At 71.5% G+C, this 12511-nt stretch carries 11 protein-coding genes; 5 read left to right on the forward strand and 6 right to left on the reverse strand.

Annotated features, from left to right (window positions below; all coding sequences use genetic code 11):
• Nucleotides 1–68: 68 nt before the first annotated feature.
• Nucleotides 69–1079 (forward strand): aldo/keto reductase, encoded by a 1011-nt coding sequence (locus OG453_RS36995; protein WP_266872914.1) that lies wholly within the window; start codon nt 69–71, stop codon nt 1077–1079.
• Here OG453_RS36995 and OG453_RS37000 read toward each other — a convergent pair.
• A complete protein-coding gene (locus OG453_RS37000; protein WP_266872915.1) occupies nt 1063–1953 on the reverse strand; it encodes a serine hydrolase in 891 nt (296 codons plus the stop codon). The two genes, OG453_RS36995 and OG453_RS37000, sit on opposite strands and share 17 nt — an antisense overlap.
• Entirely contained in the window at nt 1950–2912 is a 963-nt protein-coding gene (locus OG453_RS37005; RefSeq protein WP_266872916.1) for a LysR family transcriptional regulator, read from the reverse strand. Before OG453_RS37005 ends, OG453_RS37000 begins: the two co-directional genes overlap by 4 nt.
• A gap of 86 nt (nt 2913–2998) precedes the next feature.
• Between OG453_RS37005 and OG453_RS37010 the strand changes: the two genes are divergently transcribed.
• The gene (locus tag OG453_RS37010; protein WP_266872917.1) at nt 2999–4660 is read left to right on the forward strand and encodes a penicillin-binding transpeptidase domain-containing protein; all 1662 of its coding nucleotides are present in this window, start codon (nt 2999–3001) and stop codon (nt 4658–4660) included.
• Between the two features lie 7 nt (nt 4661–4667).
• Here the strand turns inward: OG453_RS37010 and OG453_RS37015 are convergent, their stop codons facing one another.
• Nucleotides 4668–5972: a phytase gene (locus OG453_RS37015; RefSeq protein WP_266872918.1), complete on the reverse strand. Its 1305-nt coding sequence runs from the start codon at nt 5970–5972 to the stop codon at nt 4668–4670.
• Between the two features lie 299 nt (nt 5973–6271).
• Here OG453_RS37015 and OG453_RS37020 point away from each other — a divergent pair, with 299 nt between their 5' ends.
• Nucleotides 6272–6796: a molybdopterin-dependent oxidoreductase gene (locus OG453_RS37020; protein WP_266872919.1), complete on the forward strand. Its 525-nt coding sequence runs from the start codon at nt 6272–6274 to the stop codon at nt 6794–6796.
• Here the strand turns inward: OG453_RS37020 and OG453_RS37025 are convergent.
• Both OG453_RS37025 and OG453_RS37030 read right to left on the reverse strand, forming a co-directional pair.
• On the reverse strand, nt 6762–7157 hold the full coding sequence (locus OG453_RS37025; protein ID WP_266872920.1) for a molybdopterin-binding protein: 396 nt from the start codon (nt 7155–7157) through the stop codon (nt 6762–6764). The genes OG453_RS37020 and OG453_RS37025 overlap by 35 nt on opposite strands.
• A gap of 41 nt (nt 7158–7198) precedes the next feature.
• Nucleotides 7199–8680 carry an amidase gene (locus OG453_RS37030; protein ID WP_266872921.1) on the reverse strand — a complete coding sequence of 494 codons (1482 nt, stop codon included), beginning with the start codon at nt 8678–8680 and terminating at the stop codon, nt 7199–7201.
• A gap of 150 nt (nt 8681–8830) precedes the next feature.
• Between OG453_RS37030 and OG453_RS37035 the strand changes: the two genes are divergently transcribed.
• Both OG453_RS37035 and OG453_RS37040 read left to right on the forward strand, forming a co-directional pair.
• Nucleotides 8831–9373, forward strand: coding sequence for an FABP family protein (locus OG453_RS37035; protein WP_266872922.1), 543 nt, complete (start codon nt 8831–8833; stop codon nt 9371–9373).
• A 94-nt stretch (nt 9374–9467) separates the two neighbouring features.
• Nucleotides 9468–10913 carry a glyceraldehyde-3-phosphate dehydrogenase gene (locus tag OG453_RS37040; protein WP_266872923.1) on the forward strand — a complete coding sequence of 482 codons (1446 nt, stop codon included), beginning with the start codon at nt 9468–9470 and terminating at the stop codon, nt 10911–10913.
• Between the two features lie 73 nt (nt 10914–10986).
• Here OG453_RS37040 and OG453_RS37045 read toward each other — a convergent pair whose 3' ends face one another.
• Entirely contained in the window at nt 10987–12330 is a 1344-nt protein-coding gene (locus OG453_RS37045) for a Gfo/Idh/MocA family protein (RefSeq protein ID WP_266872924.1), read from the reverse strand.
• Nucleotides 12331–12511 lie beyond the last annotated feature (181 nt).

A 12511-nucleotide genomic window follows, 5' to 3' on the forward strand; every position in this document is an offset into this window, starting at 1 on the left:
AGGATCAGGCAAGACTATGCGGCCGTCGCCCCATGCCGCGCGGTGCGTTTGCTCATAGCGTCGACGGCATGACACAGCACGGCAAGAACCTCCCCAAGCGCAAGCTCGGCACACATGGCCTGGAGGCCGGGGCGATCGGTCTCGGCACGATGGGCATGACGATGGCGTACGGCGCGGGCGACGAGCCAGGCGGCATCGCCACCATCCGCCGCGCGTACGAACTGGGCGTCACGCTCTTCGACACCGCGGAGCTGTACGGCATGGGCACCGGCAGCAACGAGCGGCTGCTCGGCCGCGCGGTCGAGGACTTCCGCGACGACATCGTGCTCGCCACCAAGTTCGGCTTCGACATGAACGCCCCGCAGAACGCGGAGGGTTACGCGCTCAACAGCAGGCCCGAGCACATCCGCGAGGTCACCGAGAACAGCCTGCGCCACCTCGGCACCGACCGCATCGACGTCCTCTACCAGCACCGCGTCGACCCGGACGTGCCGATCGAGGACGTGGCGGGCACGATCGGCGAGCTGATCGCCGAAGGCAAGGTGCGCCATCTCGGGCTCAGCGAGGCGGGGCCGGACATCATCCGGCGCGCCCACGCCGTGCATCCGGTGTCGGTGCTGCAGACCGAGTACTCCATGTTCGAGCGGGCCGTGGAGGCGGACGTCCTGCCCGTGGTGCGCGAGCTCGGCATCGGCTTCGTGCCGTACTCGCCGCTGGGCCGCGGCTTCCTCACCGGCGCCGTGCGGCCCGCCGCCGAGTACCCCGCGGACGACATGCGCAGCTGGGACGACCGCTGGCAGCCCGGCAACTACGAGCGGAACCTGGCCGCGGTCCGCGAGCTGACCGCCCTCGCCGAAGCCAAGGGCGCGACCGTCACCCAACTGGCGCTCGCCTGGCTCCTGGCCCAGGGCGACGACATCGTGCCGATCCCGGGGACGCGTGATCCACGGCGGCTGGAGCAGAACGTCGCGGCGGCGGACCTCACGCTCACACCGGCGGACCTGGCCAGCGTCCAGGAGATCCTGCCGCACGGCGGCGCGGGGTCCCGCTACCCGGAGTCGATCATGCCGTCCTGGTGACGCCCGCGGCCCGGATCGCGTCGACGGCGATCCGGGCCGTCGTGCCGATGACCGCGTCGGCCGCGGGCAGGACGGCGGCCGTGGCGGCGGCGCGGGTGAACACGGCGACCGCGTACCGGCCGCCGTCGGGGTACTCGATGACGCCGACCTCATTGCGCAGCGTCGGCAGGCTGCCGGTCTTGCCCGCCACGTGTACGTCGTCGAAGGGGAAGCCCGAAGCCATCCGGTGCGGCCACACCTGCAGGCCGAGGACGCGCCGGATGGCCGCCCCGTGCGCGGCCGTGCAGGCCTCGTCACGCCAGACCGCGCCGAGCAGCCGGGTCATCTCGCGCGGGGTGCTGCGATTGGACCGGGCGGGGTCCAACGCCCGCAGCCTGCCGATGACATGAGGGTCCGTCAGGACCTGTGAGCCACCGGGACCGGTGTCCTCTCTGAGGGTGGCCAGGAGCCCGCCGAAGGTGTGCATCGCCCACGTACGGCGGAGGCCGAGGTCCGCGGTCGAGCGGTTGACGGCGTCGATGCCGACCCGGTCGAGCAGCAGGTCGGCGGCCGCGTTGTCGCTGACCGCCATCATCGAGTACGCCAGATCGCGCAGGGACATACGGACGGGATCGAGCATGGCGGCGAGGCCGGTCGGCCCTGGAGTGCGGTCCGTCGGCGGGCACTCGACCTGCTCGGTGAGGTCGAGGCCGCCGGCCGCGGCCCGTTGGTGGAGGGCGACAAGGAGACAGAGCTTGTGGACGCTCGCCGTGACGACCGGATGGTCGCCGCCGGCGTCGATCTCCGCGCCGGAGTCGATGTCGCAGGCGTGCAGCCAGCCGGTGACGCCGGCTTCGGCGAAGGCCGTGCGGATGCGGTTGAGGGTGTCGTTCACAGCCAGAACTCCGATGCGGGGCGCAGGTGGAGAGGTCGCGACGGCGGGTCGGCGCTCGCCCCCGCGGTGTCGCGCAGGGCACGCGTCGCCGCGTCCGCGAAGGTGCTGACGGCGGAGTCCCGATGACCCTGCGGCCAGGCGACGGAGTGCCGCCAGGCCAGCGGTGCGCCGGTGAGGGGGCGCCAGACGACGTCCGGGTCCCGGTCGCCGGAGGGGTGCACGTCCCGGGGGCTGAAGGCGACCGCGTTCGCCGAGAGGACCAGACCCCGCACGAAGCTGGACCCCTGGCCGTGCCGGACGGTGGCGGGGGAGTAGCCGCCCCGAGCGCAGGTGGTCAGGATGTCGTCGTGCAGCGCGGGCGCCCCGGCGCGGGGGAAGAGGACCAGGTCGTATCCGCTGAGGGAGGCCAGCGGAATCTCGCCGAGCGCGGCCTGCGGCGCGGCGCGCGACAACAGCACGCCCAGCTCGCGGCGGAGCACAGGCCCCAGTTCGAGCCCCGTGATGTCACAGGGGTGGTGGATGAGCCCGACGTCCAGGTCGTGCGAGGCGAACCGGGCCAACTGCTGGGCGGTGGACAGCTCATGCAGCTCCAGCTCCACGCCGACATGCCGCTGCCGGAAGTCCGCCATGATCGCGGCCACCGTCTCCCCGCCGATGTCGGCCGAGAGACCGGCCCGCAGCAGCCCGCTCTCCCCGTCCCGGATACGGCGGGCGGTGGCCATCAGGGCATCGGACCGCGCAAGCAGCGCACGGGCCTCGTCCAGGAGCAGCACCCCGGCCTTGGTGATCGTCACCTGCCTGCTGGTGCGATCGAAGAGGCGTACCCCCAACTCGCGCTCCAGACGCTGGATGCGCTGCGACAGCGGGGGCTGGGCCATCCCGAGACGGGCGGCGGCGCGGCCGAAGTGTGACTCTTCTGCAACAGCCACGAAGCACTCCAGGTGCCGCACCAGGTCCATGAGCAGCAACGATATCTCATCTGTATCAATTCAAGATTGATAGGGAACTTGGACATGAGTGACGAGCGGTTGCTCTCCTGCCTGGCATGACCGATACAGGCCACCGGCCCTCCGCCACTCCATCCGTCACCACCTACCGCCGCAGGCCGCGCAAGGCGCTGCGGGCCGCCGTCGCGGCGGCCGTGGCGCTCGCCGTCGTCGCAGGCGGGGCCTATGCAGCCGACCTCGGTCCCTTCGACTCCGGTCCTGACGCCCCCGATCCGGCGGCCCTGACCCAGGCGCGCGCCTTCCTCGCCGACTGGGCGGGCGGCCGCCTGCCGGAAGCGGGGGCGCGCACCACCAAACCCGGCGAGGCACAGCAGGTCCTGCGCAACTTCACCGCCGGGCTCGACATCAGCAAGCCCGCCCTGAACGCGGCAGCGGCCAAGGCGAAGCTTGCCGAGAACGGCACCGTCACCGTTCCCTTCACCGCCAAGATGCCCGTGAAGGGCCTCGGCACCTGGACGTACACATCACAGCTGCCCCTGCGCGAGCAGGACGGCCGATGGAGGGTGGACTGGCGCCTTTCGCTCGTGCACCCGCACCTGAGCGGCAGCGAGAAGTTCCGTCTGGAGCGCGACGACACCGAAGGGCCGGGCGCCGTCGACCGCGACGGCAAGGCCCTGTCGGCCGACACGCATCCCTCCCTCGCCCCCGTCCTCTCCGAGGTCGCCGTGGCGTCCGGGGCCGGACCGCACGGCGCGATCCACCTCGTCGACCGGACCTCCGGGGACGTCAGGAAGACAGAGGTCACCTTCGGCAAGAAGCCGTCCCGTCCCACCGACGAGGCGGTGCGGACCACGATCGACCCCACCTGGCAGGCCGCGGCCGAGAAGGCGCTCGCCGACGAGACCGACGGCAAGGACGCCGCGCTGGTCGCCCTGCGGGTCGACAACGGCGAGATCCTGGCCGTGGCCAACTCACCCGCCGGCTTCAACCGCGCCGTCTCCGGCACCTACGCGCCCGGCTCCACCTGGAAGATCGTGACGACCAGCGCGCTGCTGCTCAAGGGCGACGTCGCGCCGGACGACACCGTGGACTGTCCCAAGTACCTGACCGTCGGCAAGGAGTTCCACAACGTGGAGACCTCCGAGCACCGCGGCGCCAGCTTCCTGGAGGACTTCACCGAGTCGTGCAACACCGCCTTCATCAGCCTGCGCGACAAGCTCGGCGACCGTGAGATGGGCGATGTCGCGGGCAAGTACTTCGGCGTCGGCCAGGAATGGCACACCGGCGTCCCGTCGTTCGACGGCTCGGTGCCCGAGCCCCGTGACGAGACGGAGAAGGCCGCCTCGATGATCGGGCAGGGCCGGGTCCTCGCCAACCCGCTGGTCATGGCGTCCGTGACGGCGACTGCCGCATCCGGGACGTTCCGCCAGCCCACGCTCGTACGCGGCTCGAAGGACACCACGACCACCACGGACCTGCCCAAGGATGTGGTCGGCGACCTGCGGACGATGATGCGCGCCACCGTCACCGACGGCACGGCCGACCTCCTCTCCGGCCTGCCCGGCGACATCGGGGCCAAGACCGGCACGGCCGAGGTCGCCGATGACACCCCCAACAACGGCTGGCTGGTGGCCCGTCGGGGCAATGTCGCGATCGCCTGCGTCGTCGAGAAGGGAGTCACGGGCGGCCGGTCCGCGGGCCCCGTCGTGCGGAGCCTGCTGGAATCCGTCCCCGACGACGGGACGCCGCCGACGTCGTAACGCCCGGTCAGTCGTCGACGGCGTCCAGTACGTCACCGAGATCCACGAACTTGAAGTTGGTGGAAGGGCGTTCGCCGTCCCCGGGGGCGTCGTGGCCGTCCTGCACGACGAGCAGCCCGTTCGGATACCTCGCGCCCAGCGGGGCGTTCAGCGCGGCGGCGCCGTCGCACTCCTCCGAGCCGTCGGCGCCGGACGGGGCGGCGGTGACGCGGAATCCGCCCTCGTACTCGTTGGCGTCGGACACCTCGCGGTCGTAGGCGGCGAAGGTGTTGTCGCCCTGGCTGGAGGCCAGGAGGTAGCCGTCGCCGTCCTGCTCGTTCACCAGGGTCAGGCCCTCCACGTCGGCGGAGATGCGGGTGCCGCCGTAGCCCGGGTCGGCGCCCGGGGTGCACTCCTCGGTCTCTTCGTCGTACGTGCCCGGGACGCCGAACTCGCGGACCTTGTCGACGAGTTGCGGCTTGCCGGTCAGGCCGGCGGGCAGCCGCCAGATGCCGACGTCCTCCTGACCCGCGTACAGCGTGCCCGTGGCCGGGTCGACCACCATGCCCTCCACCTGCGGGAGTTCACCGGGCTCGCCGCAGGGGGACCACGAACTCCCGTTGGGCAGACGGAAGTCGGCGGGAAGGTCGATGGTGCGGATCTTGCGGTAGCCGACCGTGCCGCCGGGACCGGGCGTGAGCTCGAGCAGTGCGATGCCGGTGCGCTCGCGGCGGCTGACCAGGGCGTAGGAGCGGCCCGTGGCCTTGTCGGTCCAGGTGGCGACACCGTACGCGGTGCGCTGCTCGTCGATCTCGGCCTGCGAGGAGGAGAAGACCGGGGCGGCGGCCGGGTCCGTGACGTCGGTGAGGGGGCCGCCCGCGCGGTCGCGGTCGATGCGGTAGAAGCGCAGCCGGTCGCTGCCGCGGTCACTGGTGACGGCCAGGTCGGCCCGGCCCGATGACAGCCGCAGACCGTGCACTAGGTCGACGTTGTTGAACCGGCCGGGCGCGTGATCCGGGCCCGGAGCGGCGGGCGCGGGCACCGACTGCACCTCACGCGCGTCCAGGTCGTACACGCGCAGACCGCCCTGCTTGGCGGTGGCGATCACCAGGCTGCGCCCCGGGTCGGCGGCGTTGCGCCAGATCGCCGGGTCGTCCGCGTCGGCGTCACCGCCCGCCTCGTCGTCGTGCAGCGCGGGCGTCTCGGAACGCGGCGTGACGGCGGGCAGCGGCGAGGCGGCCAGGGCCTGGAAGGGCACGGCGGTGGCGGCAAGCGCCGCGACCGCCGTGACGAGCGCGAGCCGTGCCGGCCGGGCGCTGTGGGACGTGACCACGTGGGGGACTCCTTCATGTCGGAGAGGCAGGGGAGAGTGTGCGGCCCGTGTGTGAAGTCTTGCCCGGAGGTAATGCGTCCTGGTCGTGTGCGGGACATGAACGTGCGGCGCTGGAGCGGCACTTGGGGAATCCAGGGCAGGGGTCCGCGTCGACAGCAGGGGGATGCGTGACCCTGCGCAAATGAGAGGCATCTGATGCTTGCAACATCCCATCCACTGGGATGAATCCAGGAACGTGTGGGCATCTGCGTTTCCGACGTGCCGCTGTCCGGGTACGGTCCTGCGGGAGGTGATAGCCAGTGAGTCAGTCCCTTACAGCCGCAGGGCCAGTGGCAGAGCTCGCCCTCACCGGTGACGTCGCGCGTCCGGCCCGGCTGACGGTGACCGATCTGCTCGCCTGGCCGCAGCATCGGGTGCGGGTCAGCTTCGAGTGCGCCACGAGCGGCATGCAGCACCACCTCTTCGAGGGGCCGCTGCTGCACGACGTGCTGTCCGACGCCGGGCCGGGCTTCGACCCGGCGCGGCGCAAGGACCGGCTGCGGTTCCTGATCGCGGTGAGGGGTGCGGACGGCCATCACGGCCTGCTGTCCTGGGCCGAGATCGACCCCGACTTCGGCAGGGCCCCCGTCCTGCTCGCCGTCGGCATCGACGACACCCCGCTCGACCACGCCGGCCCGCAGCTGGTCCTGCCCCAGGACCGCTGCGGGGGCCGGCACATCAGCGGCATCCAGGCCATTCATGTGGACGGCCGTTACGCGCCCCCGACGACGAGCGCGAAGCCGTCGCCGCCTAGGGCCGATCGACGTGTACGTTCGTCGACTTGACGCGTGCGGTGACGGTGACCCCGACCGCGAGGTCCAGCTCCTCGACCGCCTCCTGGGTCACCATCGACACGAGCCGGTGCGGACCCGACTGGATCTCCACCTGGGCGACGACACCGTCGGACCGCACGGCCGTGACGATCCCCGTGAGCGCGTTGCGCACCGACGTCTGCGGCGCGTCGTCATCGGGCCCCTGGCCCTGCGCCCGCTCCACGGCGAACCGCGCGAGGCCCACGCCGTCGATCGCCCGGTTCCCCGAGCCGTCCCGCTCCATCGGGAGCCGCCCGCCGTCGGCCCACCGGCGGACGGTCTCCGAACTCACTCCCAGCAGGCGCGCGGCCTGACCAATGCTGTACGTCGGCACGGCGGAACTCTAGCCGGGCGTCGGCCGGGTGCCGCGGCAGGTCACAGCCGGGGCTCCAAGTGTGCCCACGGCGCGGCCCCTTCGAGCTGGGTGGCCAGGGCAAGGAGCGGCCCCTCGCCGCCCAGCGGGCCCACGAACTGCACGCCCAGGGGCAGACCTTGCGGCGTGCGGTAGAGCGGCACCGACATGGCCGGGCGGCCGGTGATGTTGGCGAGCTGCGTGAAGGGGTTCGGAGCCAGGTTCTCCACCACCGCCCGCCTCCACAGCCGGGTCTTGCTGAGCCGGCCCGCCATGCCCGCCTTCAGCAGCCCCGCACCGACCTTCCGCGTCAGCCACGGCGTGTCCAGCTCGCCGACGCGGACCGGCGCACGGCCCAGGGTCGGGGTGAGCAGCAGGTCGTAGCGCTCGTGGAAGGCGGCGAGGCGGCGGTTGTAGGTGTTCCAGCGGGCGTGCCTGATGGTGTACTCCGTCGCGCTCACCGCGTTGCCCGCAGCGGCGATCAGACGGGTGTCGAGTTCGAACCGGTCGTCCTCGGCGCCGGTGCGGTGCTTGATCTCCGCCATGGTCGCGGCCTCCGCCACCGCGTACATCGACATGAAATCGTCGGCCAGACGCACCCCGTCGATGTGCGGCTCGGCCTCCTCGACGTCGTGCCCGAGCCCGGTGAGCAGCTTCACGGCGAGGTCGACCGCCTCCACCGCCTCCCGGGCCACGGGGGTGCCGATGGGGGAGCGGGTGCTGACGCCGATGCGGAGCCTGCCGGGCGTGCGGCGGGCCAGTTCCGCGTACGAGGTGTCGGGGCGCGCGGCAAGGAAGGGCCCGCCTGCATCGGGGCGGGTGGTGAGCGTGTCCAGGAGGGCGGCGCTGTCGCGGACCGTACGGGAGACGACGCCGTTGCTCGCGGCGCCGAGGAGAAGCTCGGCGTGGCCGGGACCCGCGGGCACGAGGCCGCGCCCCGGCTTGAGGCCGAACAGGCCGCAGCACGCGGCGGGGATGCGGATCGAGCCGCCGCCGTCGTTCGCCCCGGCCGCGGGGACGATGCCCGCGGCCACCGCCGCGGCGGAGCCGCCGGACGAACCGCCCGGCGTGTGGGCGAGGTTCCAGGGGTTGCGGGTCGCGCCCGTGACCTCCGGCTCGGTGATGCCCTTGATGCCGAACTCGGGGACATTGGTCTGCCCGAAGATCACCAGGCCCGCCTCGAGCCAGCGCCGCACCACCTCACTGTGCTCGGCGGCCACGTCCGCCTGGGTGGCGCGCGAGCCGCGTCCGGTGGGCCGGCCCGCGTAGTCCTGCATCAAGTCCTTGATCAGGAAAGGCACTCCGGCGAGCGGCCCGGAGAGTTCCTGGGCGGCGCGCTCGCGGGCGATGTCATGCATGGGCCGGATGATCGCGTTGATCTTCGCGTTCACGGTCTCGGAACGGCTGACGGCCGCCTCCAGGAGTTCGCCCGGCGTGACCTCGCCCCGGGCCACCAACTCGGCGAGACCGACCGCGTCATGAGCCCTGTAGTCGCCGTACTCCACCGCGTACCCCCTGAGAGTTGGAACCCATGGTCCCGGGGAGCGTAGATCGTGGACGGTCCGCAGAGGAATGGGGCGGCTGCTTCCCGCCACGGGGTGGACCGCCGCCCTAGGCTTCCCCAGGCACCGACCCCGACCCCAGGAGCGCACCCCGTGTTCGACCCCGCACCCGCGTACCCGTACCCCGACGCCCACGGACCGGACGAGAAGCCCGCGCCGCATGCCCTGCTCGCGCCCGTGCTCGGGTTCCTGGGGACCTGGCACGGCCGGGGCGAGGGCGAGTACCCGACGCTCGACGGTGACTTCGTGTACGCGCAGGACGTCACCTTCAGCCACGACGGCCGCCCCTTCCTGCACTACGAGGCGCGGGCCTGGCTGCTCGACGCCGACGGCGCGCCGCTGCGTCCCTCGGCCCGGGAGAGCGGCTGGTGGCGGCTGCAGCCCGACGGCCGGGTCGAGGCGCTGATCACCCAGCCCACCGGCATCGCGGAGATCGCGGTCGGCCACGCGGCAGACGGCACCGTCGACCTCGCCACCTGCGACGTGGCCCGCACCCCCACCGCCAAGGAGGTCGAGGCCACCCGCCGCCGCTACACCCTGACCGACGACGGCACACTCACCTTCGTCCACGACCTCGCGGCGGTCGGCCGGCCGCTGCAGCACCACCTCTCCGCACACCTGAGCCGCAAGCCGTAGGGCGGGCGCGGGCGGCGCTGTGACCTACCCCATGGAAAGATCAATGTGACCAGGGGTTACCATATGAGCGCCGCCTAGCTCGAAAGATAAACCTGTGACTGTCAATGACGACTCGTTCACCAACTGGAAAAACCGCGAGGAGATCGCGGAATCGATGATCCCGATCATCGGGAAGCTGCACCGTGAGCGGGACGTGACGATCCTGCTGCACAGCCGCTCCTTGGTGAACAAGTCGGTGGTCAGCATCCTGAAGACGCACCGCTTCGCCCGGCAGATAGCCGGTGAGGAGCTCTCGGTCACCGAGACGCTGCCGTTCCTGCAGGCCCTCACCACGCTCGATCTCGGCCCGTCCCAGATCGACATCGGCATGCTCGCCGCGACGTACAAGTCTGACGACCGCGGTCTGACGGTGGAGGCGTTCACCGCCGAGGCCGTCGCCGGTGCCACGGGTGCCAACAAGATCGAGTGCCAGGAGGGCCGCGACGTCGTCCTCTACGGCTTCGGCCGTATCGGCCGCCTCGTCGCCCGCCTGCTCATCGAGAAGGCCGGTTCCGGCAACGGACTGCGGCTGCGCGCCATCGTCGTACGCGGTGGAGGCGACCAGGATCTGGTCAAGCGCGCCTCGCTGCTGCGCCGCGACTCGATCCACGGCCAGTTCCAGGGCACGATCACCGTCGACGAGGAGACCAGCACGATCCTCGCCAACGGCAACGCGATCAAGGTGATCTACGCCAACGACCCGTCCGAGGTCGACTACACGGCGTACGGCATCAAGGACGCCATCCTCATCGACAACACGGGCAAGTGGCGCGACCGCGAGGGTCTCTCCAAGCACCTGCGCCCCGGCATCGACAAGGTCGTCCTGACCGCTCCGGGCAAGGGTGACGTCCCGAACATCGTCCACGGCGTCAACCACGACACGATCAAGCCCGACGAGCAGATCCTGTCCTGCGCCTCGTGCACCACGAACGCGATCGTCCCGCCGCTGAAGGCCATGGACGACGAGTACGGCGTGCTGCGCGGCCACGTGGAGACCGTCCACTCGTTCACGAACGACCAGAACCTGCTGGACAACTACCACAAGGCCGACCGTCGCGGCCGCTCCGCGCCGCTGAACATGGTCATCACCGAGACCGGTGCGGCCTCCGCCGTGGCCAAGGCGCTGCCCGACCTCAAGGCGCCGATCACCGGCAGCTCGATCCGCGTCCCCGTCCCGGACGTCTCGATCGCCATCCTGAGCCTGCGCCTGGGCCGCGAGACCAGCCGCGACGAGGTCCTCGAGTACCTCCGCGACGTCTCGCTGCACTCGCCGCTCAAGCGTCAGATCGACTTCACCACCGCCCCCGACGCCGTCTCCATGGACTTCGTCGGCTCGCGTCACGCCTCGATCGTCGACGCCGGTGCCACCAAGGTCGACGGCGACAACGCGATCCTCTACCTCTGGTACGACAACGAGTTCGGCTACTCGTGCCAGGTCATCCGGGTCGTCCAGACCGTCTCCGGGGTGGAGTACCCGACCTACCCGGTGCCGCAGGTCTGATCCTGAGGGTTCACAAGGCCTGAAGAACGACCGATCCGGTGTCCCGCGCTGCGGGGCACCGGATCGTCGTCGTTCAGGCGGCCCGCAGGGTCCGGACGTCGACCGGCAGCCCCGTCGCGAACGACTCGTTCGCGGCGAGACCGGTGACCAGGGAGCGCGCCCCGTCCCGGGCGTCCGCCGCGCGCCCCAGCGGGTCCGTGGAGCCGGGCGACCGCTCGCCGAAGAGGTCGGCGAGCATGCGTACGTCGCCGCCGCCGTGCCCGCCCTCGCCCGTGGGCACCTTCACCTCGCGCGGCTCCTCCCAGAAGCGGCGCACCAGGAGCTGGGTGCGGCCGGCCTCGTCGCCGACCGCCGCGCCGTGCATCACCGGGCTCGCGCCGTCGATCCGTACGTCGGGGCGGGTCCAGGTGGACTCCTGGACGAGCAGCTCGACGCGTCCCTCGCTGCCGTTGAAGGCGATCCGGTAGCCCTCCCAGGGCGCGTACGCGGTGAGGTGGTACGTCAGGGTCGCGCCGGAGGCGTAGCGCACGAGCACCGCCATGTCGTCCTCGATGCTCACCCCGGGGCCGAACACGTTCTGGCCGCGGTGGTAGCCGTCCGCCGCCTCCGCGTCCAGGTAGAGGGCGGTCAGCGCGGACGAGTCGGCGAGGCGGACGGCGAAGGGGTCCCTCTCGGCGGCGGGCGACCCGTGCGCGCGGGTGTAGTCGCGGGCCAGGCCGCGCCGGTGGCCCGCCTCCGCGCCGTAGAAGAAGAGCCCGCCCTGCGCGTACACGGTCTCGGGCTCGGTGCCGAGCCACCAGTTGACCAGGTCGAAGTGGTGGGTCGCCTTGTGCACCATCAGGCCGCCGGAGTCGGCCTTGTTCCGGTGCCGGCGGCGGAAGTAGTCCGCGCCGTGCCGCAGATCGAGCAGCCACTCGAAGTGGACCGAGCCGATGTCGCCGATCGTGCCGCCCGCGAGCAGCTCGCGCACGGCCGAATGCACCGGGTTGTAGCGGTAGTTGAAGGCGACGCGGACCTCGTGGCCGGTGCGGCGCTCGGTGTCGAGGATGCGGCGGGCCCGGTCGGCGCTCGTGGTCATCGGCTTCTCGGTGACCACGTCGCAGCCCGCTTCGAGGGCGCGGACGATGTAGTGGTCGTGGAGGTGGTCGACGGTGCAGACGACGACGAGGCCGATCCGCTCGCGGCGCAGCATCTCCTCGAAGTCCTCGGCGGCGTACGCCGGTACGGGTGGCCGGCCGGGGTGGTCGGCCGCGATCCAGTCGTTGTGGACGGCCATGCGGTGCGCGTTGACGTCGCAGAAGCCGGCCAACTCGCTCCGGTCCGCGTAGGGACCTGCGAGCGCCTCGGTGAAGAGTTGGGCGCGGGCGCCGAGGCCCACCACGGCGCAGCGGCGACGGGGTACGGCGTTTTCGGGCATGCGGAATCCGTTCGGCGGGATGGATTTCGGCAGGGTGGAATTCGGCGGGACGGGTGCGGGTGGATGCCGCCTGTCGCTCCCTGAGGCTGACACTCCGGATCGCCCGCTGTCCACAGATTGATTCGTTTCATTTCTTGCTGCCGGGGGTCTTGTCCTGACAATCGCGCCGTGTCTAGGGTCG

It is taken from the genome of Streptomyces sp. NBC_01381 (assembly GCF_026340305.1).
Classification (GTDB): Bacteria; Actinomycetota; Actinomycetes; order Streptomycetales; family Streptomycetaceae; genus Streptomyces.